Origin of the sequence: Bacillus spongiae (assembly GCF_037120725.1) — a bacterium.
In the GTDB taxonomy this organism is placed as follows: domain Bacteria; phylum Bacillota; class Bacilli; order Bacillales; family Bacillaceae_K; genus Bacillus_CI; species Bacillus_CI spongiae.
Genome location: NZ_JBBAXC010000026.1, coordinates 1 through 22,098 on the forward strand (window position 1 = coordinate 1; position 22,098 = coordinate 22,098).

General features: G+C 35.7%; 28 protein-coding genes. 4 read left to right on the plus strand and 24 right to left on the minus strand.

Translation table 11 applies throughout. The features are described from left to right. From WAK64_RS20490 to WAK64_RS20585, 20 genes are all read right to left on the minus strand, one after another. A partial coding sequence (locus WAK64_RS20490) for a DUF4355 domain-containing protein (protein WP_336588853.1) occupies nt 1-433 on the minus strand: 433 nt, incomplete at its 3' end. A 76-nt stretch (nt 434-509) separates the two neighbouring features. Continuing rightward, nucleotides 510-1,394, minus strand: coding sequence for a minor capsid protein (locus WAK64_RS20495; protein ID WP_336588854.1), 885 nt, complete (start codon nt 1,392-1,394; stop codon nt 510-512). Further along, nucleotides 1,381-2,643: a phage portal protein gene (locus tag WAK64_RS20500; RefSeq protein ID WP_336588855.1), complete on the minus strand. Its 1,263-nt coding sequence runs from the start codon at nt 2,641-2,643 to the stop codon at nt 1,381-1,383. Before WAK64_RS20500 ends, WAK64_RS20495 begins: the two co-directional genes overlap by 14 nt. A gap of 6 nt (nt 2,644-2,649) precedes the next feature. Next, nucleotides 2,650-4,341 (minus strand): hypothetical protein, encoded by a 1,692-nt coding sequence (locus WAK64_RS20505; protein WP_336588856.1) that lies wholly within the window; start codon nt 4,339-4,341, stop codon nt 2,650-2,652. A 149-nt stretch (nt 4,342-4,490) separates the two neighbouring features. Further along, on the minus strand, nt 4,491-5,078 hold the full coding sequence (locus WAK64_RS20510; protein ID WP_336588857.1) for a recombinase family protein: 588 nt from the start codon (nt 5,076-5,078) through the stop codon (nt 4,491-4,493). 103 nt (nt 5,079-5,181) lie between these two features. Continuing rightward, the gene (locus WAK64_RS20515) at nt 5,182-5,598 is read right to left on the minus strand and encodes a phBC6A51 family helix-turn-helix protein (protein ID WP_336588858.1); all 417 of its coding nucleotides are present in this window, start codon (nt 5,596-5,598) and stop codon (nt 5,182-5,184) included. Nucleotides 5,599-5,753: 155 nt separating this feature from the next. Next, nucleotides 5,754-6,173, minus strand: a complete 420-nt coding sequence (locus WAK64_RS20520; protein WP_336588859.1) for a hypothetical protein — start codon at nt 6,171-6,173, stop codon at nt 5,754-5,756. Between the two features lie 313 nt (nt 6,174-6,486). Further along, a complete protein-coding gene (locus WAK64_RS20525) occupies nt 6,487-6,897 on the minus strand; it encodes a hypothetical protein (protein ID WP_336588860.1) in 411 nt (136 codons plus the stop codon). Between the two features lies 1 nt (nt 6,898). Continuing rightward, nucleotides 6,899-7,441 carry an ERCC4 domain-containing protein gene (locus tag WAK64_RS20530; protein ID WP_336588861.1) on the minus strand — a complete coding sequence of 181 codons (543 nt, stop codon included), beginning with the start codon at nt 7,439-7,441 and terminating at the stop codon, nt 6,899-6,901. A 203-nt stretch (nt 7,442-7,644) separates the two neighbouring features. After that, nucleotides 7,645-10,602, minus strand: coding sequence for a DEAD/DEAH box helicase family protein (locus WAK64_RS20535; RefSeq protein WP_336588862.1), 2,958 nt, complete (start codon nt 10,600-10,602; stop codon nt 7,645-7,647). Between the two features lie 54 nt (nt 10,603-10,656). Next, a complete protein-coding gene (locus WAK64_RS20540) occupies nt 10,657-11,031 on the minus strand; it encodes a single-stranded DNA-binding protein (RefSeq protein WP_336588863.1) in 375 nt (124 codons plus the stop codon). After that, the gene (locus tag WAK64_RS20545) at nt 11,024-11,668 is read right to left on the minus strand and encodes an ERF family protein (protein ID WP_336588864.1); all 645 of its coding nucleotides are present in this window, start codon (nt 11,666-11,668) and stop codon (nt 11,024-11,026) included. Before WAK64_RS20545 ends, WAK64_RS20540 begins: the two co-directional genes overlap by 8 nt. Next, nucleotides 11,640-12,275 carry a hypothetical protein gene (locus tag WAK64_RS20550; RefSeq protein WP_336588865.1) on the minus strand — a complete coding sequence of 212 codons (636 nt, stop codon included), beginning with the start codon at nt 12,273-12,275 and terminating at the stop codon, nt 11,640-11,642. The genes WAK64_RS20545 and WAK64_RS20550 overlap by 29 nt, the downstream gene beginning before the upstream one ends. 1 nt (nt 12,276) lies before the next feature. Continuing rightward, a complete protein-coding gene (locus WAK64_RS20555) occupies nt 12,277-12,807 on the minus strand; it encodes a host-nuclease inhibitor Gam family protein (protein ID WP_336588866.1) in 531 nt (176 codons plus the stop codon). Next, nucleotides 12,785-13,063: a hypothetical protein gene (locus WAK64_RS20560; protein WP_336588867.1), complete on the minus strand. Its 279-nt coding sequence runs from the start codon at nt 13,061-13,063 to the stop codon at nt 12,785-12,787. Before WAK64_RS20560 ends, WAK64_RS20555 begins: the two co-directional genes overlap by 23 nt. Before the next feature lie 61 nt (nt 13,064-13,124). Further along, nucleotides 13,125-13,250 (minus strand): hypothetical protein, encoded by a 126-nt coding sequence (locus WAK64_RS20565; protein ID WP_336588868.1) that lies wholly within the window; start codon nt 13,248-13,250, stop codon nt 13,125-13,127. Between the two features lie 26 nt (nt 13,251-13,276). Beyond that, on the minus strand, nt 13,277-13,540 hold the full coding sequence (locus tag WAK64_RS20570; RefSeq protein ID WP_336588869.1) for a helix-turn-helix domain-containing protein: 264 nt from the start codon (nt 13,538-13,540) through the stop codon (nt 13,277-13,279). 125 nt (nt 13,541-13,665) lie between these two features. Beyond that, nucleotides 13,666-14,160 (minus strand): dUTP diphosphatase, encoded by a 495-nt coding sequence (locus tag WAK64_RS20575; RefSeq protein WP_336588870.1) that lies wholly within the window; start codon nt 14,158-14,160, stop codon nt 13,666-13,668. A 16-nt stretch (nt 14,161-14,176) separates the two neighbouring features. Then, a complete protein-coding gene (locus WAK64_RS20580; protein ID WP_336588871.1) occupies nt 14,177-14,953 on the minus strand; it encodes a phage antirepressor KilAC domain-containing protein in 777 nt (258 codons plus the stop codon). Between the two features lie 95 nt (nt 14,954-15,048). Then, the gene (locus tag WAK64_RS20585) at nt 15,049-15,255 is read right to left on the minus strand and encodes a helix-turn-helix domain-containing protein (protein WP_336588872.1); all 207 of its coding nucleotides are present in this window, start codon (nt 15,253-15,255) and stop codon (nt 15,049-15,051) included. 241 nt (nt 15,256-15,496) lie between these two features. Between WAK64_RS20585 and WAK64_RS20590 the strand changes: the two genes are divergently transcribed. Further along, nucleotides 15,497-15,844, plus strand: coding sequence for a helix-turn-helix domain-containing protein (locus tag WAK64_RS20590; RefSeq protein WP_336588873.1), 348 nt, complete (start codon nt 15,497-15,499; stop codon nt 15,842-15,844). A gap of 36 nt (nt 15,845-15,880) precedes the next feature. Here the strand turns inward: WAK64_RS20590 and WAK64_RS20595 are convergent, their stop codons facing one another. From WAK64_RS20595 to WAK64_RS20610, 4 genes are all read right to left on the minus strand, one after another. Then, the gene (locus WAK64_RS20595; RefSeq protein ID WP_336588874.1) at nt 15,881-16,057 is read right to left on the minus strand and encodes a hypothetical protein; all 177 of its coding nucleotides are present in this window, start codon (nt 16,055-16,057) and stop codon (nt 15,881-15,883) included. 126 nt (nt 16,058-16,183) lie between these two features. After that, nucleotides 16,184-16,366 (minus strand): hypothetical protein, encoded by a 183-nt coding sequence (locus tag WAK64_RS20600; RefSeq protein WP_336588875.1) that lies wholly within the window; start codon nt 16,364-16,366, stop codon nt 16,184-16,186. 92 nt (nt 16,367-16,458) lie between these two features. Beyond that, on the minus strand, nt 16,459-17,601 hold the full coding sequence (locus WAK64_RS20605) for an AimR family lysis-lysogeny pheromone receptor (protein ID WP_336588876.1): 1,143 nt from the start codon (nt 17,599-17,601) through the stop codon (nt 16,459-16,461). A gap of 440 nt (nt 17,602-18,041) precedes the next feature. Beyond that, nucleotides 18,042-19,085 carry a hypothetical protein gene (locus tag WAK64_RS20610; RefSeq protein ID WP_336588877.1) on the minus strand — a complete coding sequence of 348 codons (1,044 nt, stop codon included), beginning with the start codon at nt 19,083-19,085 and terminating at the stop codon, nt 18,042-18,044. 817 nt (nt 19,086-19,902) lie between these two features. On the opposite strand from WAK64_RS20610, the gene WAK64_RS20615 reads away from it, so the two are divergent. The 3 genes from WAK64_RS20615 to WAK64_RS20625 all read left to right on the plus strand — a co-directional run bounded on the left by WAK64_RS20615 (nt 19,903) and on the right by WAK64_RS20625 (nt 22,048). Next, nucleotides 19,903-20,493 carry a MerR family transcriptional regulator gene (locus WAK64_RS20615; protein WP_336588878.1) on the plus strand — a complete coding sequence of 197 codons (591 nt, stop codon included), beginning with the start codon at nt 19,903-19,905 and terminating at the stop codon, nt 20,491-20,493. A 277-nt stretch (nt 20,494-20,770) separates the two neighbouring features. After that, nucleotides 20,771-21,793, plus strand: coding sequence for a ParM/StbA family protein (locus tag WAK64_RS20620; RefSeq protein WP_336588879.1), 1,023 nt, complete (start codon nt 20,771-20,773; stop codon nt 21,791-21,793). Beyond that, nucleotides 21,794-22,048 carry a hypothetical protein gene (locus tag WAK64_RS20625; protein WP_336588880.1) on the plus strand — a complete coding sequence of 85 codons (255 nt, stop codon included), beginning with the start codon at nt 21,794-21,796 and terminating at the stop codon, nt 22,046-22,048. The last annotated feature ends 50 nt before the right edge of the window (nt 22,049-22,098 follow it).

A 22,098-nucleotide genomic window follows, 5' to 3' on the forward strand; every position in this document is an offset into this window, starting at 1 on the left:
CTAGATTAGTATTTGTTGTTTCTTGATTTTCACCTAACATAAAGTCAACTAAATCAAGTGGCAGCTTCTTTTCATTTGCTACTTTAATAGCTTCATTGCGTAACTCTTCACGTTTCTTTTCGGATTCCATTTTCTCTAGTTGCGCTTTAATTTTCTCTAATTCAACGTCTTTTTCATCCTTTTCAGGGAAACGCTTCTTGATTTCCTTATCAATTTCCCCTTGAAGGTTGTTAGATTTCCATGTATCAAGCGATTTTGCAAAGTGTTTATCTTTCTCCGAGTCCACTAAACTCTTTAATGTAGTGCTTTCTGATACCATTTTTTGCGCCTCTTCAACGGTTAAATCCCCCTGGAGATACCCAATCAAAATAGATTTTACGTCTGCTTTTCCTTTGTTCTCTTCTAAAAACTTTTTAACTTCTTCTAAATTCATTTTTTATATCTCCTTTTGCCCTTCTAACACTTAAAAGCCCAAGAAGTGCAAGTATTTTTGTACTAAAAAAACGCCTCTAGGCGTTGATATTTCTTGATTCTTTCCACTTGTCATAAGTGGTATAGTCTATTATGTTTTTCTTCCCATTTTCACCTTTAACATTTTCTCGTTTCCGTTTTGGCGTCCATCCATCAGGCATACCTATAGCTACCGTTCGACAAAAAGGATGAAAGGGAGGCTCGGGATAATCGCTGTTCGCATCAAAAATTTGCCCATCGTATCCCCTGCATAATTTCGATGTTTTTTCGTCCAAAGTGGCATCCAGCAAAACGCGATTAACTACTTTTGATTGTTCATATATTGATTTTTGCGCTGTATTTGTCACCCTTGCGCTTTCTGTTTGTACTAGCCTTTTAGCTTCATAGGCTGAAACCTCAAACTCTTTTTGTATCGCCTTTGCTATTTTACGAACATCCTTACCTTGTATCATGGACTTTTCCAACTCTTCAAGCACACGATTAACTAATATATCTTTATTTTTCCAAATTCTTGAGCTAAACATTTCACCTTGCATCGGAGAATTAACCACAGCTAACACCATTTCAGGTTGAAGTACAGCAAAAGATACTGTTGTAGCAACTCCTACATCAATTGCATAGGCTGTCTGATAATAGGATTCTGCGAAAATCTTAGTTAGTATATTTGTAGTTTGTTCAACCTCTAAGCCCCCTAGCTTCTGCATTTCCTCCACAAGTTGTCTTTCCAGTTCTCTTAATACCGAGTATCGTTGCTGCCTTGAAATCATTAACTCGCCATTTACTAAATACTCCGCATGGATATTATTAATTTGTTGCTGTATCTCTTTCAGAGAACGCCTATAGGCGAGTAATAAAGGGCTAAAATCCTTCAAAACTTGCTTATCTAACTCCTCACGAATGGCAATAATATCATCCTTCAGCATTGCCCATTACATCCCCTAAATTAATCCGATTGCTTTCTCGTTCTTTGTTAAATTTTTGTATCTCTAATGCCGGATTCTCCACAAATGGAAGGAGTGATAACAATGTTTCTTGACTCACCACGTTTTCGAGTTTGCTAATCGCATCGGCTATGCTCGTAATGTCAAATGGTAAATTGCGAGTGAATTTGACTTTAATATCTCGATAGTCTAATTGTTTCCCTTCCCTTACCTCTAGATAGGTAAAAAAGTTTCGTACACGTTGCATAATCCCCTTTTCAAACTTTGCTTCTTTTAGACTACAACGATGACTAAGGGCTAGGAGTTTATTTTTTAAGGCTACATTAGACGTATTACTCGCCCATTGTTCATTAAAATTCACCTGGTCCACAATGTCATATATCTTTCTTTCAATATTTGTAATCATGTTTTGTACAAAGGTATCATTTATATTTTTAATCAACCAATCTACATCGGCACCATCAGGAACTTGGATGATTCCCATTTCCTTTACTTTTTTAACATCTTCATCTTTAAATTGCGCCCTCATGACCTTTAACATGGCGTTTCTGTGGTCGCTTATCTCGTTTGCAAGGTCGGAATTAATCACGTTATATATATCAATTAAACTTATAATATCCTTGTAAATACATTCGCCTTCGTCGTTTGCTTTAAAAACGTTCACAGGGCAACGATTAAATATATGTGGTGTTGTCCCTATCCTATCGAATCGCTGTTGACTCTGCTTATAGTGTTGTATTTCCTTATCTGTGTAGACGTCTATATACTCGGTATCATCAAACATCTTTTTAAAGGTGTGTAAGGCTACCTTTGCCCTCTCCCCATCTTTCAGCACAATCATTTCCATAGGAGAAGCTACCACACTCTCAAACTCTCCATCTTCGTTTATATAGTTGATTTCGTAGGCTTCACCGTATATGTCTGCTTCTTTAGAAAGTCGCTGATTATGCGATTTCTCCCACGGTAAAAAGGCTGTTTCTATTGCTTCTATGCTGCTGTCATTTCCTTGTCTAGAAATATAGGAAACAGGAGCGCCAAAAGAATAACCTGTCATATTGACTACAAACTTTTTAGGGAAGTTAAAGACTAGTTTATTATTAGCCTGGTCATCAACCTCAGTATAATTGTTTAATATAACGTGCTTCCCATCGTAATAATCTTTGTATTTTTGCATGGCTGCCTTTTGTTTTCGTAACTCGTCATAGAGCAAATTTAGGAGTTTATTCTCCATTAGTTATCACCTCCCGAACATCTTACTTTTATCTTGTAATGTTACAAATCGTGTTACTTTCAGTTCATCGACTAACCTATCAAATTCAGCTGTGGCATCTGGAGCATCGTCACCATCAGGGCTAAAACCTTCGCCAGCGTAATTAAGAATCTGACTAGTAAACTTTTCATCTTCCTTTGCAAACATAAAAAAACCATTGTTAACCTTTCCGGCAATGGCTTTAATCTTATTCTCTTTATTTTTAGATTGATGCTCGTTAATAACTTCAATTCTTCTCGCTTCGAGTGCCGGAATTTCTGCAATTTGCTTTTGCAACTCCCGAACATCGGCCCCATTGTACGTCTGTTTTTCCATCCACACATGGGTAATGTCAGGATATTTCTTTAATAACTTCACGCATTCCTCTATATAATCATCAAATTCTACTTTTATAAGTTTTCCTTCACGAATATACCGGAATCCGTTGGAGGTTTTACGTGAGCCAACTAATAACGCTGTATGGTCGTGCTTGCTCGTTGTTCCAGTGGCAGGGTCGCAAATCAGGAACGTTTTATCAAATTCTTCCTTATCCATGCTTGCTCTTGGTATCGTGTGAGTTTGATGAAATACCTTCATTCCAATTGACGAGGCGTCATTTTGTAATTCTTGTTTGAAACCTATTGGATCTTCATAATATTCTTTGGCTAACTCCAAACAACTCCAGAAAGAAGCCCACAATACAGGGAATTTCATTTCTTTTTCATTCTGATAATAAAATTCATCTGCAAAAGCAACAGGATCATCTAAACTTTTATCGTATAAAATATTCCTGAACTCTGCCCACAATCCCTTATTAAAATATTCGTCTATGTCATCTAGTTCAATGCCACGTTTTACAATCTGTTTGTATTGAGGGTTTCGCATTAGTCGAGACATTAGGCAATCATTATGAAGCACCGTGCCAAGCACAATAAATTTTGTAGCCATCTTAATTTTTTTACCGTCACGTATGATAGAACGAGTACCTACATACTTAACATCTTGCATAAAGGTACGATATTTCTTTTCTCGTGATTCTTCTGTAATAATATCGGACTGTCCTTGATAATCATCTGCAATGACTAAGGTTGGACGATAACCCACACCCTTCGCCGTATATTTTTTACCCCTCATTGAAGATGTGGAAGAAATAGCTTGTACCATTGTTCCATTGGTGAGCTCTAACTCCAATTTATTAACCGTATATTTCCTATTATTCGGCTCAATTAATACACCAAATGTATTTATAATATATGGGTTTTCCTCAAAAGCACTTCTAGTTTGCGCTGTGAACTGAATCGCATCCAGTTCCGTTTTACCGGCAACCAAGGTATAAATACTGTAGCTGTAGCAGTGTACCCACACTGTCATAGCAAAGTCAGCAACAGTTGATTTAGCTGAACCCCTAGGCAACACACCAAGGAATTTATCAAATACATCTTTTAGGAACATATCTTCCATGACGTTCCAAATTTCATAGTGAACAGGTGCTAATTCTGCTGCCTCGTTCGTTTCCTTTGGGACAAATACATCTTGTAAAAAATACTCACAGAAAAAGTGAAATGAGCGTTTACCAAGCGCATAAGCTAACGAGTTTTGACCGAATAAATTTTCACGGTTATCAATCATGATGTCCCTAGCTTTTTCCTTACCGTATAGCTTTATTAAATACTTCCGCATGGTGGTACGGTTTTCTTTGGTATTGAATTCGACTATAGCCACCTCCCGAAAGTTTGAAAATTTTATAAAAAATTGTTGGGGTTATGTGATGGGGTGCGCCGGGTTCCAAATTAGAAACACCCCCACCCCATAAGAAAAAGACCGCCAACTTATTGACCGTCTATCTCTCGAATTGCATTATATAAAGTCGTTCTTCCTACTTTAGTAATATCACATATATCTTTCACAGTATGACCATTGTTATCTCTGTCTTTATATAGCTCCATCGCATGTTGTAGTCCCTTGTGTTTGTCTCCAAACTTCTTAGGCCTACCCTTGTATACTCCTCTTTCCTTAGCCAATGCAATGCCTTCTAGTTGTCTCTCTCTAATCATATCGGCTTCAAACTCTGCGATACCACTAAGGACGGTAATCATTAGCCTTCCTATTGCTGTGGACGTGTCTACCTTATCACCACCCATATTCAGTACAATAAGTGCAACATCCTTTTTATTTAACGAATCAATAATACTTAGTGCATCCTGTGTACTCCTAGCGAACCTATCCAGCTTAGTAACAACAATGGTATCCCCTGCCTCCACAGTCTCCAGAAGCTTATTGAATTCTTCCCTGCTATCTTTATTTCTACCTGAAGCTTTTTCCTTATATATTACCTCACAACCATTTTCCTCAAGTTGTCTTAATTGTGTAGTTAAATCTTGCTGTAAAGAGGATACCCTACCATAACCATATTTCATTCCATATTCCCCCTATACTTTTTGTACATGTATAATGTACGCTATAAACTCAGTATACAATAGAATACGAATATGTTCAAGTAGGGTTTACTCTATTTGTACACTATTCTTCTTTTTCATCCTCATCAAACTCTTGATCTAATACATCAGCATCAGCACTATCAGACGCTTCTCCTTGTGCTTCGATTTCATGCCTTGCTGTAGGTTTCCCAAGCTGCCTATCAATAAAGTATCTATACCCTTTCCCTTTCTCGGCAGGGTTATCAGTATCTTCAATGAACTTCCAATAGTCTATGGTGGCTTTGGCAAAATTAGCTTTAATATGATTCATTCCCCATTCTTTTGTTTCTTGTTTAATCCTGTCCACCTCAGTAATAAACAACTGATTTTTTTCCATCCAGTTATAAAGAGTAGTTCTACTACATCCCACAATGTTCGCTATTTCTGTTCTCGGTGCTGTTCCTGCTGCTATCATTTCAGCCGCCAATAATTGCTGTTGACTAAGCTTTAATTCTTCCATGTGCTAATTCACCCCTTTACAATTAACAGTTCTAAATATAAAAAAACACCCTTGAAAGGATGCCTTAAGATTTCTTCTTATTCTCAACGTGTTCTTTCCTTGCGATGATATCCGATTTAAAAACCAACGTGCTAGAAACACGTTGGCTCATTCATTTATCGTGTGAAATACACGTAATGATTTTCGTTTTGGTCCCAAAGGTTTACTCTCACTCGCATTTCAGCATTTTGAACAGAAATATTGTCAAATGTAAATAACCAATTGGTATCAGGATCTATAGGAATGCCACCATAATCATCAACATCTTTCCATACTCCATTGACTTTACGTTGTAAATACATATGAGTTTCTCCAATATTTTCATCATTATCACGATTATGTGCATAGACATATACGCTGTAGTAATCTTGTACTACGATTACTTCAAAATCGCCTATAACAGTTAATGCTTCATCCATACTTTCGTCAAAATCAGGCATTCTAGCGTCAGGACCTTCCAAATCATTTGCTAAAGCTGCTCCTGCCCCTGTTAAAGACATTAAAGCTACCAACATTGTTAAAAGAAATTTTTTCATAATATCTTTCTCCTTTTAATTTTATTTTTGCAAGTGTTTTCACTTACAACACTATTATATTGAGTGTTTTGATGTGTAAGGAGCTTTTTGATTAAGTATTTTTCTATGAGAGTAAGTATTCCTAGTACAATTCCTATCAGTATCCGATTGTCGCCCCTTGTCCTCCTCCTATCTATAATTCTATTATATCACTAGAATTTAACACATTTTAGATATTTTGATATTTTTATCCAAAAGAAAAACGCCTAGAAATGTTCTAAGCGCTCAAATGATGTCAAGTGTATAGATTTTTTGTAAAACTTTCATACTACTATTATATAACGTTTTTTTCCACATCGCTGTGACCTATATGTGACTTGTTTATCTTGCTACTCACACGCCTAATGTAATCGTAATTATACCCCAGTTCATCTGCAATCATTTTTAGACTCATCTTCTCCACATATCGCAAATATGCAACTCTATATTCTAACCCTGTCAACTTGCTTAAATGTTTATCAAATGCTTTCTTCAATCTAACTTTTAAACCTAGCAACTCTTGGTAAGCGTTTATCTTTTCATTTAACTTATCAACTCGTTCTGCTGCGTTGCTCATGGAAACTAATTGAAATCCTTTACCGCCTATCCACCAGAACTCAACTTCTTTCTCCATAGCATGAAGTGAATCCTCTAACATTGCTATCTCTCTACATAAATCAATGTATCCCTCAAATTGTAGTTGCATATCAAATCACCCCACCTTTTAGAAGCTCCTTCGCTCTGTACAGAAAATGAAAATATATATAGTTCCCTGTTAGCTTCGAATCAAGGAAAACCGTTGTAAAATTGTATCTAGCCTCAAAACTCTTTAAGCTCCCTAACAATGCTTTTTGATTGTAATCGCTGACGTATTTCCCTGTTAAAATGCGTTTGTATCCATCCCCATCCTCTACTAGTAGTAAAAATGGATTCTTTGAACCCCTTATCAATTCATTTTCAAAGGTTGTCCTATTCTTAATGCTCTGTACAAGCTCGTTAACACTATTCTTGCGTTCTATCACAGCATTTAAGTAAATATCCCTCATGATGCCTAACTCTGGATTTTTAGGCAGATAAGCCGAATAGTCACCCGTTTTCATCGTCTGCTTTTCATATCGAATTTTACGTTTATCAAAGTAATCCGTAACGTGTTTATTTTCCTTTTCCCTGGTGTCATATATGATTATCAAACTCTTTTCGAGTTGCTTAATTTCGGCGTCTGAAAACTTCATTTGTGCAGCTAAATTCATGCCCCCGAATCCTCCTTATTTTGTATCAAAAAATGACGCTTTGAAGGTATCTTTTTTGCAATGCAGTTTATGCACACTCGAAGTGGCTTAAACCCTTGGTATTACTGGATTCTTGGTGACGTTTAACCCCATTAGTTTTCTTTTATTTATTAAAAACAAATACTTGGGTTAAGTGTCACCTTTTTACCCTTGAAAAAAAAGCGTTAAAATAGTGTGTTTTGACTGCCATTTTTTTGCTCTTCAATATGTGTAAATCTGCTTTTTATTACTGTTTCAAATGTCTTTCCTCTACCTTGGCTATATTTCAATGTAACTGCCTTAACCGTTTCTATTGGTAAATCAAATTTACTTGTAATGGTTTCAAGTGTAATGATGCCTACAAATCGTTTTAAGCGTGTGGTGTTGACGCGCGATCTCTCGGTGGTCAGCATTTTTTCTACTGACTTCACGTCTGCTTTCCTTGTGCGTGTCTTCTTGGCTATTTTAATGACATGAACGTCATATTCTTCATTAGTCATAAACTCTTTTAGCTTTAGCAATGCTACTAATACCTTTTTGGTCTTGTTTGGGCGATTGAGTGCGGTTAAATAGTTTGCCTCGGCTAAACTTTTAATTGCTCCGTAGAATCTGTGCGTGTCGGCTGGGCGCTCTACCCTGTTTACTATTTTGTGGCACGTTTCATAATCTGCTATTTTAGTAATTTTGGTGAGACACGCATAATGTATAGGTAACACTTCCCGTTTAAACTCGTTTAATTTGTCCTCGCCGTCCTCCTGGAAGGCTTGGTATACTTTTAATGTAAAGGCATCTTTTACGCTGGACGCCTTCACTTCTTCCTCTTTTTGCTCTTCTTCATCTAGCTCCTGGAGAATTTCACGGTAATAAGTAAGATCTAACGTTTTATTTCTGATTTCTTGCGATATATTTAAAATTTCCTCTGCCTTTGTATGCAATGCCTTTTCTACAGCACCTACAAAGGCTAGGCGATAAGCGTAAAAGTACCTCTCTTGTTCCTTTGAAACAGCATGCCTTAAAAACAATGTATCTATATTTAAGCCTTCTACACTCTGATAAATTCCATATCTTCGCTCAATGACGCTTGAACGAAATAATTTCGGTTCAAAGTAAGGATGGCTATTAATTTCATCTACAATTTGAGTGGCAATTTTCACCCAAAATTGGTAAGCACTTTCTAATCTAAATGACTCTTTATCTTTATTCTTAGGCTCCTGCATAAAGATGGAGAAGCGTCTGTAAGTGTTCCGAAGCCTGTTCGATATTTGTTTGATAGACGAGTAGTTAAACAGGTTTGAATAATCGTTACAAACCGCAATGACTTCCCATTCAAGGTCGTTTTGTATATTAACTCCGTCAGCTATAACGCTTGTAGTTAGTACCACTTGGACACCTTCGTCAATGGTCTCGTTATCTACTAATTGCTTATAGGTCGGGTTGCTCTTACTATTGGCATTAATAGCCCGCACCTTGATACCTTTGCGCTGGAGTAACTTCTTTAACATTTCGATTTTCTTTTTTGACTGAATATAGATTAATAATTTTCTTCGACTCGTCCAGACCTCAATTAGTTGGGCTAACTCTGGTAATGAGTCGGCTTTTTTCTCGTACGTGTACACCGCAAATTCCTGACATGGTGACTGTGGGTTGCCATTGTCAATGTCTATGACTGTTTCAAACTCGTTTTTGTATATGTCGTCAATCGTGCCACTCAACCCTATAAAAGACGTGGCTTGCAAACTGATTTCATGAAGGTTTTTGATAGCTTCATATCTATAGCTTAAATCGTAATCGGTAACGAATTTGTGCATTTCATCTACAACTAAGGTGAAAGTAATCTTTTCATCTAGGAGTCTCAAAAACTCAACTAATATCGGAGCCATGTCATAGGTGGACATAAAAATCCGTCGCCCACTTTTGATATATTGATTCACTTCTTTAAAAAGGTTCTTCGTTTGCCCCTTAACACACATTAATTGATGCTTGGTGGCGTTCTGTAGCGTTAAAGCAATCGTTGGAGTAGCAAAGATATAAAAGTGGTTTCGCTTGCTCTCAAGGTCTTTAAAGGCGTCGAGAAAGCACGTTGTTTTCCCACTTCCAGTAGGAGAATTTACTAAAATCCGTTTTTTCCTACCAATGATCTCTTTTGCTACTTCTTTAGGTATATAGCGTTTCACCTTAATTTTTTCAGATTCATAGGTTTTCTTTACGTCGTCGCTCTCTGTGTAGTACGTGTATTTCCCCTTGTACCCCTTTTGTTTAGCTTCATATATTAATGTTTTGATTGTCGCTTGTCCGTTCGCTCGTAGCGTTTCCCAAGCCCTTTGTGACTGTTCTCCACCTGATATAATGTCAAACAGCTCGAACCCTTCATCATCCGTTATATGCCCCAAGTTAGCATAGTGACGAATACCAATGACTATCCGTTTCCACCGTTCACCGTCACCCGTTCCAGAAGCGATATAACCAACCTTTTGAGCCATTTCTTTTAGCACGCTAAATGATACTGGACGTAGGTCTTTTTCAAACGAGTCATATAGCTCCTGTTGCCTTTTTAAATTCTCTTTTTGTACTCGTTCTAGTAGCTTGGTAGTGTTCAGAGTATTATTTTCGTTTACAAGAACGCAACTTTTCCCACCTCGGACAATTTGCATCGGATTTTTTGCCTGTATGTCGGCTGGTATGCCCAAGTCTATTAAATCCTTACTAATTTGCTCGATAATTCCCCGCATTTTCAGCTCGTCCGTGACTGTTCTATCTAGTTGAAATAATAATCTGTACCGATTCCCCTTGATTCCGTGTGAGAAAGTATAGAACAATCCTACAATCTTATTCTTTAACTTAAATATGACTTCTTCTGGACTAGTAACCTGATTATCATCATCTATATCAATCGCAAATAGTCGAGAGGCAATAAAACGGAATGCCTTATGCTCGTTTAATTCCACATTTGCAAGCATTATAGAGTGGCCATCTGCGAATTTATTTAGTATCGCTTTTACTCCCATTGGTTGGGGATAGTATTCTTTTAGCTCGTTTGTAATCTGCCCCATTGCTATCTTTTGTGGTTGTTGTTTGAAAGGGACCGGATGCAAAAGCACTTGATGTGTCACCTTTGTGTATGTATTCTCTTGCGCTACTTGCACCCAATCACCTCACTTTTTAAAAAAGGGAGCATTCGCTCCCACTTAATATCCATATCAGAAGGGGATGTCCTCATCCGTTATAACTAAAGGTTCGTGTTTTTGACTTTGATTACTGTTGCTACTATTCTTGGAATCTAAAAACACGACTTGATGAGCGATAAAATCAGTAGTATAAACCTTTTGCCCATCATCTTTTTCATAACTTCCTGTTTGTACTCGGCAATCTACAGCGCACATGCTGCCTTTATTTAGATAATTGGCTGCATTCTCGGCTTGTTTTTTAAATGCTTTAATTTGTAGAAAATCAGTTTCATCTTTTTTGAAACGGTTAACCGCCAAGGTAAACGATACTATGGCCATACCACTAGGCAAATATTTGAGTTCTGGATCACGTGTTAATCTTCCAATAAATGTGCAATTATTAAGCATTTGCGTTCTCCTTTTGTTTTTTTAATGTTTGTAAAAAGCTCTCTGCCTGTTCCTTACTGAGTCGTTCTAAATTCTTCTGGTATGTCTGTTGGAGCTTTTTGTTAATGTCAAAGGTCGGCGCTAACTCTTTCCAAATGGTTTTTATTTCGTTTAGTAGGCTTTCACTTGGCTTTTCCAAGGGCTTGCTTTCTTGCTGCTTTTCTTGGAAAGCGTCTGGGTCCACGTCATCGGTTGCGATGTTAAAGAATTTGAGAAGGAAAAATTTTTCCGAATACGTGTACCCTTTGCCCACGCCCTTTTCTCCTGCTCTATCAATTCCTTGAGCATAAAACGGGAGTTCTATTCTCTCTTCTGGATTGTCAGCATTTACCCACGTATAAACGATGTCTAGTTCGGTGAAATATACAGGTTTTGCGCTATCTCCACTTGTAGTAACCTTGTGGTCTTTCACAGCTACAAGAAGTAATAATCCTTGTTTGTCCAATTCGCTTCGAATAGCCCCTAAAACATCAGAACTTCCCACATATTTATATTGATGACCTTGATTAGACTTTTGTAGATATGGAACTTTCTTTCTGACTTCAACTAACTTTTGATAAATGTTAAGATTATTTATTTCGTTTTGTGGTGGTTGCATTCGTCCCTATCCCTTCTGTTTCAGTTAACAATTCTTCGTCTTTCCATCCGTAATTAATACGACTTTGAATTGTTTTTCTATTAATTCCACTTTGCTCTGACCATTCAGTTACCGTTCTAGTTACCCCATCTATAGTGATATTTCTATTAGTTCGCTTATTTAGGTTTTGGGTTCTTCTGTCCACCCATCGACAATTGTCAGGAGAATAATTCCCATCATTATTTATCCTGTCTATACTTAACCCTTCTTCGTAACCGTTGGAAAAAGCCCAATCTCTGAAAACTGCATAGTCGCTTTTCCATTCGTCAACAACTCTAATTCCTCTTGCGCCATAATTTATATAACTTGGCGATGATTTAAGATCACAGCGTCGTTTCATGGACAACCAAACACCATATAACTTTTCAGGCTGACAATTATGAACGGACTTTAATTCTCTGAGTTTTTCTTTTCTGAAGCACCCACAACTAGAGGACTTTCCTCTCTTTAGATTATTTTGTGATACTTCTTTTTCCTTTCCGCAATCGCATCTACACAGCCACTTTATAGGTTTGGAACCCTCAACCTTTTCTATAACTAACCATTTTCCAAATCGTTCGCCTTTCACCTCATTCCACCTCCACGCTATAACTGATAGATTCAGGCTTAACTGCTACCCCTTCGACGACTTGCCCTAGTTCATCGACGACGACTTTCTCACCGTTTACCTCTGCGATTCTAAGCGATTTTTTAAGCTCTCCCCATGCTAATTTAGGTAAAATATAATCATCCAATCCTGATGCTTGCACATGCTGCAAAATGGCATTTCTATCTGTTTCTTCAGTCGTTTCTTTAACTTTTCTCGCTCGAGCCTTTCCGTATGGCGTGCTAATCGTTTTATTTTCCTTTGGATTTTCTTCAAGTTTCTTAGAATGGTAAATTTCTATTAAACTCTCAAAGTGCTTAATACCATTTCGTATCGGTGCAAGCTCCCTTTCACCCCAAGTGATTACCCTTTCAAGCTCGGTATCTACGTTGCTTTGAACCTCCTGTTCCTTCCCCTTCAACTCTGAAATTTTCTTAAAGGCATAATTAAGGCTTCCAAAATCAGTGACCTCAAACGGCTTTTTTTCTGTTTCATTCTTCTTCAGCTCGTTCATTTTTATCCTCCTTCAAGTCAAAATCTATAGTCTCGTAAATATCAATTAAATCGTCGTAAAACCTTGACCCTCCTAGTACGGAGTTGTATTTTTCAATATGTTTATACAAATCTTGTAATATAGAATGAGTCGGCTCAAAAGTCATTCCGTTTTTATTTGTAAAGTAAGGTTGTTTTTCTTCTTTATCGCCTTCTTCATACCCGCTAGGGTATCCTTTTTTGCGCATCTGTGTAACTGTTGGGTGTTCTAGTGTCATATTCCAACCTTCCTCCCATCTGTATATTCAATTTAGTGAGCTATTACCTGACAAATCGAAGTTAATTTTGCTGTAGCTCCTTATACTGTGAAGCGATTTTCTCAATCATTTCGAATTTTTCTAAATTGCTTGTATCTGTGGAGTAAAGGACTCTTTCAAGGTCTTTGACTATTGAGTTATTTTTCATTTTTTCGCCCTCCATTTTTGTAATCACTAGAATAAAGTTAGTTGTTCATTTGCGCTTAATAAATAATCAGGACTAACATTGAAAAATTCTGCCAACATATTTAACGTATTAGGTCCAACGGGATCGCCTTTTTCCCATCTTTCGACGCACCAATAGCCCCAGCCAATTTTTTTAGAAAATGCTTTAATTGATAGTTTTCTTTTTTTCCGCAGCGACTTTAATTTTTGTCCAAACACATATACATTTTCATAATAGATTGTTTTTTTGCCCTGTTCGACTAAAGATTCCACAATAATCCTTCCTTTCTCTTTCATTTCTTGTAATCAAATCAACGAAAGAAATCCAATCACAGCTAATACCCAAACAGTCAGACAAATTACAATGGCTGCTGTCCAAAACTTCCCTTTATCGTTCATCAGTACCCACTCTCCTGTCGAGTATGATTGATTTCGTTTTTCTTGTAATAGGCTTGTACAATTTCTTCCCAAGAAAAGCCTAATAACATCCCCAATTTTATGTAATCATCTAGAAGGTGTTTGTAAAAGAAGGCGTTACCACCTTTGCTCCAATATCTCATCGAGCAAATTTGCTGTGATAATTTAAGAAAATGTTGTTCGATTGTTGTATTTGGTACATCTGATATAGTTATAGGTTCTGAAAAATCGTATTCAATTTCAATTCCCAATTCCAGTACGAAGTGAAACCCGTCTGAATACTCTTCTAGGATTTTTTTCTTTTCACTCGGTGGTTTTTTCGACCAAAATTTAAAGCAACGTGTTTCATTTGCTAACTCTCCAAGCTCCACCAAAAAGGCCAATACTAACTTTTCGTGACGATCTGATTCGTTGTAACCGATTCTTTTCCTTAATTCTCTTTGTGTTTCAACTAGCTTTAATAGGTCGTTTTGCATCGTTTCACCCACTCCCTTAAGCCAATTTAGCTTCTCGATTTTTCAAAATCTGGTCTATAAACTCCCTGCCCGCCTGTGTCCACTTGGTATTCACTCGTACTTTATCAGTCCCATCTTCGAGAGGAATATGTATCGTTTCACTTTTTGTATAGCCTTTATCGTGGTAGTCTGCAAAAAGAACCCATTGCTTACCGACTTTGTACTGTACTTTCTCTTCATAGAGGATTTTATTTAGTTTCCTTGCTGTTAAAGCATAATCCTTAGCAATCTGCGTTATTGTCATGGTATCTTCTGCGCCTGTAATCTGTTTTAAGTATTTAACTTTTGGCTCATAGTCACTAACTTTGTCTATCAAAAACTGTCTTTCCTGTTCTTCCTTAATCCACACCTCAGCCCTTTTGATTGGGTCGTTTATTTGATAGCTATCTAGATTTTGTACAAGCTTCATATCGCCTTTACGAAGTGACTTTAGTATTCCGCGAATCCATCTTCTAAACTCTTTCGCTTTTTTAGTCTTTGAAAGCATTGTCACCTCGTAAATTCCATCTTCCGTGAATACCCTTGTGTTATAAGCTTTTCCATCAGTAGAAGTCATTTTGACTTCGGCTGAAAACTCAATTTCTCTTAAATCTTCATTTCGACTAACTAGCTTATTAATAGATTCCCTTGGTGTAGCATAACCAAGAGCATTACCTATTTGCTCGGCTGTCATAAACACCTCGTTTTTATCGTTCTCCAAAATGTCACACTGTGTACCTTCAAAAATATTAGTTTGTTTAATTGCTAGATTCATTTTTAATCTCTCCTTACTATTAATGTATTCAAAATGAATAACGAAAATTTTCGTGTCACGTTTCGCGTACACATCTCTAAAAAAAAAGGATTTTATTAATTTGCAAATTCTCTGACGTCAAATCCGAAGAACTCTGAAAGCCTGATTGCAACCATTAATGATGGCATTTTGCGCCCTGTTTCTATCTCTGTGTAGTAGTTCCTTGATATTCCGACGTAATCAGCAACTTTTTCTTGATTGAGATGACGTCTCAACCTTTCTTCCTTCATGAAATTTGTAACTGATTCTGATTTCCTTTTCATCAAGACACCTCCATAATGCTTGTCGCTTGATTTGATTTTATTATATATGCGTTTCGTGTACAAATCAACTACTTTTTCTATTTTATTTTCAAAACGCATACATTAAATGTTGCTATTTGCGACATATTGAGTGATAATAAGTAAAGACTCTGCATAACGCATATGAGTTATACATAAAATGTAAATAGGTAATTTTACCGATTTAATATAAATAAATTAATAAATACTAGGAGGGATTAATGTGGATGAAAACTATAAATCCATAATTGGCGAACGTTTAAAACTCCTTAGAAAGAAAAGGAAATTTGAAGTAAATAAGATTATTGCTGAATTAGATATTGCTAGAAGCACTTACACAGGATGGGAAAGTGGCTATCGCTCTCCTAACGGTAAATATTTAGTACAATTATCTAAGCTCTTCAATACATCTGTGGACTATATAACAGGGAAAACAGAAGATGACTCCCCTATTGATGCTGACGAACTCAAAGACATATTGAGTAAATCTAAAATTAAATATGATGGCAAAGAACTCACTGAGGAGCAAGCTAAGAAGGTGCTAGACCTTCTGGAAGTGTATTTAAAATAATAAGGATTAAAGGACAAGATTATTGCTTGTCCTTTTTTAATTTTTAAGTAATGTATTGATTGAGTCCAGTAGTTCGGCAGGAATAACCTCAACTTCTACGAGGTTTTTTAGTGCGGTATTTAACTCATTATTATGTATATACTCTTCCGCACGGATATTATTTGCAATTAGTGATTTTGCAACCTTATTTTTTAATTCCTTTGTGTTTTTCATTAATAAACCCCCAAAATTTAGTATAATTAGAAATTTGTATTTTGACTAAATACCCCTATTCATGACGAAAGACACCACACAGTGTGCGATGTCTAACTTAAAAAATTTATTATTTATTATTTATTTTTAGTTTCCAATTCCAGTCCCTGGGTCGGTTGCTACTGTTTTTAAAACTACTGGAAGTTGTTTGGTCAAATTTTCTTCTTCGACAACGACTTTTTCACTTTCAATCTGTGTTTCGTTTGCCGATACTGCACTTCCAAATAAAAGACTTCCTGAAATCAATAAACCAGATAGTAGTTTTTTCATTTTAATCTCCCTTTCGATTTGCGTATATCGTTATTACATTATATCACTATTTATATGCGAAATGAATATTTTTTGAATTATTATTCGAACTTTTAAACAATTAAAGTCGTCTTATTAGAGAATATTTCTTTTTCAAACATTGCAACATAAAAATAATCAGAATTATGTTGAAATTCCTTTAATGCTTCAAAATAGTCCTGCTGAGAATTCGTTGCCATTGCTTTATATAACAATTGGAATGCTGTTAATTTTCCGTTTTTTAGTTTAATATTTTCCAAAATTTCAAGGGCTAACTCTGAATTTCCAATTTTAACATTGTAATAAGCCAATTCGGCATCAGATGTTAAATATAAATTATCAAAATTACCCAGTGTTATTTGTATAAAGTCGTGAGTCATCTCTAACGCTCTACGTCTCATAAGGTTATTTTTCATGGTTGGCGAGTTTTCAAAATTGTGTACAGCCATTGTAATATATTCCAAACTCAATTCGGGATTTTCGAACAAATATGACTGTGATAATAACTGTAACATTGCGTCATGAATTAATGGAAATTCTGATTGATAAGATAATTTTAGAATATCAAAAGCCATTTTTCTTGCTGTGTCCACATTATTTTTTCGTAAATGAGAATTGGCGATGGCCTCCTTTATCCTTAACATAAAAGATAATTTTGTCGAGTCTTCTTTTATGTACCAAACCCCTTTTAACGCTTCCTTTCCCATCAAATCTACCATCTCAAAATCCCTCTTGTCTGCAAAGCAATAAAGGTGGCAGATTTTCTTTAAAGTAGTGTACTTAGGATTTTCCCTTTCATCTTCCATATTTAAAATGCTTAAATACATTTTTTCACTTTTGATTTTGTATGAATTTCGCTTGTCAATCAATTCGTACAATCGAGCAATTTTATTATCTGGATCAATTGCTTTTATCCTGCGAATTGTTCGCCTTAACATATTATTTTTCGTTTGATGCGAACAATAATCTAACATGAGGTGAAGATCATCTATTTTCGCTATATCTGCTATGTACAAGTTAAAGCAAAAGTTTAATCTGTTTTCTGTATGTGTTACATGTTCAACGATTCTCCGAAAAGTTAAAAAATCTGGATGTTGTTTCCCGTTTAGATAATTACTTACAGATGGTGGGCTTTTTTTTACCACAGGTGCAAGGGCCTTGTTGTCAATGTTCTTTCGTCGCATGTCCTTTTTTAATAGATTTAAAACGTTTACCATACTTGCTCACTCCTGTTCTTTTCGCAAAATAAAAACCATTCCTCCACAGGAACGGTTCAATTTAACAAAAACAGAAAGATTATATGGTAAATCGTTCCGTATTTCTGTTATAATTGTTCCGTATCCTGGTGCTTTAAGAGGTGAGAGGATACACTAGGCAGCTTCTCGGGCATGAGAGGCTGTCTTTTTAAATAAATACTTGTAAGTTGGAATTTACAGTTTATTTATAATTTTACAATACTCCCCATTACACTAACATTACAATTCTTTTAGTTGCCTTCTTTTTTAGCGTCACTGTAATGCTAACATAATTTCTATCCCTCGTAACTTGGGGAAATTTTGCTCGTTTTTTCACTACTTTTTAAGTAAAAACGCAATATTAAACGATTTTTCCTCAAAAACTTGGGGGAATTTCGTACTTTATTAACAAAAACACATTTTTATCTTTTGTACTTCTTCAACTTTTCCTCTAATGCTTTTCTCTCAGCTTCAGTAAAATCATGATTATCATCGTCTTTTTCTACAACTTCTTTAATATTATTAGCTTCATCAAACCAATCCGGTAACTTTTCTTTACGAGTCGGCTTTTGATTATCAGCATCAATTTTTTTATTGCGATTATCTATGTATGTATTTAACGCTCTGTCTAGGTAATTACTAAAATTAGATTTTATCTCTTGTGTAAGAACTGTATTTAATATATCCGCAAACTTGTCTTGATCTATGGTGATTTTGTAAGAGTGATATTTTAACTCGATTGTTTCAAAGTAAGAATCATTCAATCTATCTTTTTTGTTTTTTAGAACCTTTAATACTGTGGAAGGTAAATCAAGTTTATTTATCCTCTCATTGATAGATAGATTCTTTAAAGAAGTCTTTGAAGAAGTCTTTGAAGAAGTCTTTGAAGTAATCTCTGGTATTGTTCTCTCATTATGAGAAATGCATTTCTCATTTTGAGAATTCGATTTCTCATTTTGAGAAATGGGTAGTAACGGTATTTCTGGCTCATTTTCTGGTGTTTTTTCAGTTTTTTCTTCTTGTTTTGGAATACCATAGCCTTCTAGCACATAGCCCAATTTATTTAGTTCATTTCGAACAAAATCAATGTCAACTTTATACCAATTTGTTCTATCCCATTTTTTCTTTGGATCTGGATTTTTCCCCTTAATTATAAATTTATCTTTTGTTAAATCGTTTAACATCCGATTTAAGGTTTTAGCACTGGCAATCCCCATTAATTCTTCTGCGAGTTCATCGCCTGTTTTCCAGAACCAACCGTTACGCAAACTTCCTTTTTTCTTTTTAACTTTATCTTCAAGGCCCAACTTTTCATATTCATCAATTTCTTTCTGGGTTTCTCTGTCTACTTTAATTATAATTTCAGTCCAATAAATCAATTGATTTAACAAAATTGCCTTTGTAGCATTTCCGGTAATCGCAACCATTTCTTCTTTCAATACAACCCTCTTTAATTTCTCTGTCATACTAGTTTCCTCCTATATTGGAAACAAAAAAGAGCAACGTTTCACCGCACGAGAATATAACTCTCGAAATTTGGCAAAACATTGCTCATTAAAAACTCTTGAAATTTTACACAAAAACGATTAGAATTATAGAGAAATCTAACAGTTTTTTAAAAAGAGCTTTTCTTGCAGGAGTTTTGCCGTACTTGTACTACGGCTAAAACGGTTGACAGTGCTTCCAACACTAGTCAACACGCTTGGGAAGTTCTTTTTTTATTCCGTTCTATTGAATTACATTAATCATACGCTCACGAGGAAAAATTTGCAATAGAATATTGATAATAGATTAATTGGGAATATATAGGAATTTAGTGATATACTTATAGAGAAATAGACCCCATTCTTAGCCTTAGAAACGTTCTAGGGCTTTTTTTATTGAGCGATACTAATGTTCAACAAGTTGCCACACAATATTTACAATTAATTTACATTATAGTGATATATTGGTATAGAGAATTAATTCGTTTTAATTCTCCTCTTCTTATTGCCCTAGAGTAATCTAGGGTTTTTTTGCACTAAAAAAGCCAAACCCGAAAGGATTTGACTTATGCTCCTGGTCCGCCGCCTGGGTCAATGTGATGGCTACCACCACCTCCTCCAGTACCTGGGTCAACGACTCCACCTGGTTTTATTCCTGAATCGTTCATATTATTACCTCCCTTTAATTTCCTAGTATTTTTTATTCGACAATATAGGTATATTTCCTTTGAATATTTAAAGGTGTTTGTTATCCTTATGTCTAATTCATACTAAAAGGACACGAGAACGGAGGAATAAAATGACGAGAACAGATATACCTTACTCTGCTAAAGAGGTTATTGAGGTCTTAGGCATTGGTAATAGTACACTTCGTAAGTGGTCGCTGGCGTTAGAAGAACACAACTATAACTTCATTCGAACCGACCAGAACAAAAGAATGTTTACTGATAAAGATTTAGTTATCTTAAAACAGTTTCAAATGTTGGTACAGCGAAAAAATTTATCAATTAACAATGCTGCTGAAGTGATTGCGAACAAGTATAACAAGGATTCTGATGTTGTGTTCTCGAATGAGACGGAGGTAGAACGCACCTCTGAAACTCCGTTATCATTTAAGACGTTGCAAGAACAGTATCTGTCCACGAATGAGACGGTGAAAGAACTGAAAACGGATGTGGAACAGCTAAAGACCATGAACAGAGAGTTATTACAAGCCTTACAAGAACAGAACAACTACATAAAAGAGAACTTAGAAAGAAGAGATCAGCAATTAATTGAATCAATTCGTGAGAGTCAGGAAACAAAAAAGTTACTTCTTGAAGCAAAAGAACAACAGGAACAAGAGAAAAAGCCACGAAAGGGAATCTTCCGTTGGCTTTCCAGGGACTAGACGCAATGGCGTCTTTTTTTTATTTACTGTTAGCCTTTGCAATTAATTACGCTTGTTATTCCAAAAAACGCTCTTTTGTAGACTATTATTTAGAATTTTATTTTATTATATTGAACTTTTATATATAAAATCATTAAAACTTTAATGTATTTTCACTTAGATAAGGAGGAAATATGAAATATTATATAAAAATTCATTGAAATTTTAATAAAGTTCTAATATTATTAAAAGTACATAGAATAATTGTATAAAACTTTATTAAAAGGGAGATGCTAATATGAGTAACAAGCGTATAGTAATTGGTTTGGATCATGGAAATGGTTGGGTTAAGGCAAAAACAGATTCAAATATGGTTGTATTGCCGTCCTATATTGCTCGTAAAGATTCTTTAGGTGAAGGATTAACAGGTGGAAAATTAGAGTTAAATGAGTTTGAAAGTAGTACCCATAAAGGTGAAGTGTATGTATGGGGAAAAGACGTCGTTAAGGCTGAACGCCCATTATCAACATACGGAAGCCAGAATCGTTACCAACAAAAGTATTATAAACTGTTGAACCAATTTGCATTAGCAAAAGTATTAGGCAATTATACTGGAGATGTTGTAGAAGCATTAGTAATTACGGGAATTCCTTCTCAGGAGAAAGGGACAGAACTTGAAAAGGATTTAGAATCTACATTACGAGGATCTCATTTGGTTAAAGTTGATGGAAAAGAAATCATTATTAAAGTAACAAAAGTGGTTATTGTTCCCCAACCTGTGGGGACATTAATGTCTCAATACTTAGATAACGATGGTTTTGTTAAAGAAGAGTCATATGAAGAGGATGCCGTTGCTGTTATTGACGTCGGTACTGGAACGACTGACTTAGATCACATCAAAGAGTTAAGACGTCAAACGGATGATTTTGATTCAATTAAAATAGGAATGTTTGATGTTTATAAGAAAATTTCAGACTTTGTAAATAGACAAAATCCAAGTGCAAACGCAACGCCTCAAAAAGTAGAGGAACAGTTTGAGAACGGCTCTTACACAGTGTCAAAACGAAGCAAGATTGATATTACTGGTATAAAAGAAGATGTTCTTGAGACTGTAGCAATGGACATTAAAAACTCTATTATACAACGTTGGAGAACGTGGGATCGTTTCGACGAAATTATTATTACAGGTGGTGGAGCAACCCCACTTGGACAGAAGTTAAAAGAATTAATTGGAGATGCTACGCCAATAAAAGAAGCTCAAATTGCAAATGCAGAAGGATTTTATAAGTACGGAAAATTTATAGAAGGAGCGAGTAAATAAATGGCCGTTTATCAACTCCCATATGATGAAGAACTAGACAAAGATATTCATAATTGGTTGCAGACTCTTCCACGAAATAGAAAAGCTGAAATGGTGAGGAATGCTATTAGGTTTTATTTACAGGCTAATAAAGGTGGTAATATGTACACTGTTAATCCTGTTGAGTTTTATAATGTGAACACTGAGGAAAAAGTAGAAGAAACAAAAAAGGAAAGAAAGGCACCTAATATACCTACAAATGGAAATTTTGAATAATTAAAATAAGCCCACTCAATGAGTGGGTTTTTGTATACATAGAAAAAAGA

What these genes read in the sequence shown, in the direction of transcription:
- WAK64_RS20585 (WP_336588872.1), bottom strand. Translation starts at nt 15,255, where the DNA reads ATGAAAAGGAAATCAGAATCAGTTACAAATTTCATGAAGGAAGAAAGG.
- WAK64_RS20500 (WP_336588855.1), bottom strand. Translation starts at nt 2,643, where the DNA reads ATGGAGAATAAACTCCTAAATTTGCTCTATGACGAGTTACGAAAACAA.
- WAK64_RS20575 (WP_336588870.1), bottom strand. Translation starts at nt 14,160, where the DNA reads ATGCAAAACGACCTATTAAAGCTAGTTGAAACACAAAGAGAATTAAGG.
- WAK64_RS20600 (WP_336588875.1), bottom strand. Translation starts at nt 16,366, where the DNA reads ATGAAAAAACTACTATCTGGTTTATTGATTTCAGGAAGTCTTTTATTT.
- WAK64_RS20620 (WP_336588879.1), top strand. Translation starts at nt 20,771, where the DNA reads ATGAGTAACAAGCGTATAGTAATTGGTTTGGATCATGGAAATGGTTGG.
- WAK64_RS20555 (WP_336588866.1), bottom strand. Translation starts at nt 12,807, where the DNA reads ATGAACGAGCTGAAGAAGAATGAAACAGAAAAAAAGCCGTTTGAGGTC.
- WAK64_RS20565 (WP_336588868.1), bottom strand. Translation starts at nt 13,250, where the DNA reads ATGAAAAATAACTCAATAGTCAAAGACCTTGAAAGAGTCCTTTACTCC.
- WAK64_RS20625 (WP_336588880.1), top strand. Translation starts at nt 21,794, where the DNA reads ATGGCCGTTTATCAACTCCCATATGATGAAGAACTAGACAAAGATATT.
- WAK64_RS20605 (WP_336588876.1), bottom strand. Translation starts at nt 17,601, where the DNA reads ATGGTAAACGTTTTAAATCTATTAAAAAAGGACATGCGACGAAAGAAC.
- WAK64_RS20560 (WP_336588867.1), bottom strand. Translation starts at nt 13,063, where the DNA reads ATGACACTAGAACACCCAACAGTTACACAGATGCGCAAAAAAGGATAC.
- WAK64_RS20615 (WP_336588878.1), top strand. Translation starts at nt 19,903, where the DNA reads ATGACGAGAACAGATATACCTTACTCTGCTAAAGAGGTTATTGAGGTC.
- WAK64_RS20505 (WP_336588856.1), bottom strand. Translation starts at nt 4,341, where the DNA reads ATGCGGAAGTATTTAATAAAGCTATACGGTAAGGAAAAAGCTAGGGAC.
- WAK64_RS20510 (WP_336588857.1), bottom strand. Translation starts at nt 5,078, where the DNA reads ATGAAATATGGTTATGGTAGGGTATCCTCTTTACAGCAAGATTTAACT.
- WAK64_RS20515 (WP_336588858.1), bottom strand. Translation starts at nt 5,598, where the DNA reads ATGGAAGAATTAAAGCTTAGTCAACAGCAATTATTGGCGGCTGAAATG.
- WAK64_RS20520 (WP_336588859.1), bottom strand. Translation starts at nt 6,173, where the DNA reads ATGAAAAAATTTCTTTTAACAATGTTGGTAGCTTTAATGTCTTTAACA.
- WAK64_RS20495 (WP_336588854.1), bottom strand. Translation starts at nt 1,394, where the DNA reads ATGCTGAAGGATGATATTATTGCCATTCGTGAGGAGTTAGATAAGCAA.
- WAK64_RS20525 (WP_336588860.1), bottom strand. Translation starts at nt 6,897, where the DNA reads ATGCAACTACAATTTGAGGGATACATTGATTTATGTAGAGAGATAGCA.
- WAK64_RS20610 (WP_336588877.1), bottom strand. Translation starts at nt 19,085, where the DNA reads ATGACAGAGAAATTAAAGAGGGTTGTATTGAAAGAAGAAATGGTTGCG.
- WAK64_RS20530 (WP_336588861.1), bottom strand. Translation starts at nt 7,441, where the DNA reads ATGAATTTAGCTGCACAAATGAAGTTTTCAGACGCCGAAATTAAGCAA.
- WAK64_RS20540 (WP_336588863.1), bottom strand. Translation starts at nt 11,031, where the DNA reads ATGCTTAATAATTGCACATTTATTGGAAGATTAACACGTGATCCAGAA.
- WAK64_RS20580 (WP_336588871.1), bottom strand. Translation starts at nt 14,953, where the DNA reads ATGAATCTAGCAATTAAACAAACTAATATTTTTGAAGGTACACAGTGT.
- WAK64_RS20545 (WP_336588864.1), bottom strand. Translation starts at nt 11,668, where the DNA reads ATGCAACCACCACAAAACGAAATAAATAATCTTAACATTTATCAAAAG.
- WAK64_RS20595 (WP_336588874.1), bottom strand. Translation starts at nt 16,057, where the DNA reads ATGAAAAACACAAAGGAATTAAAAAATAAGGTTGCAAAATCACTAATT.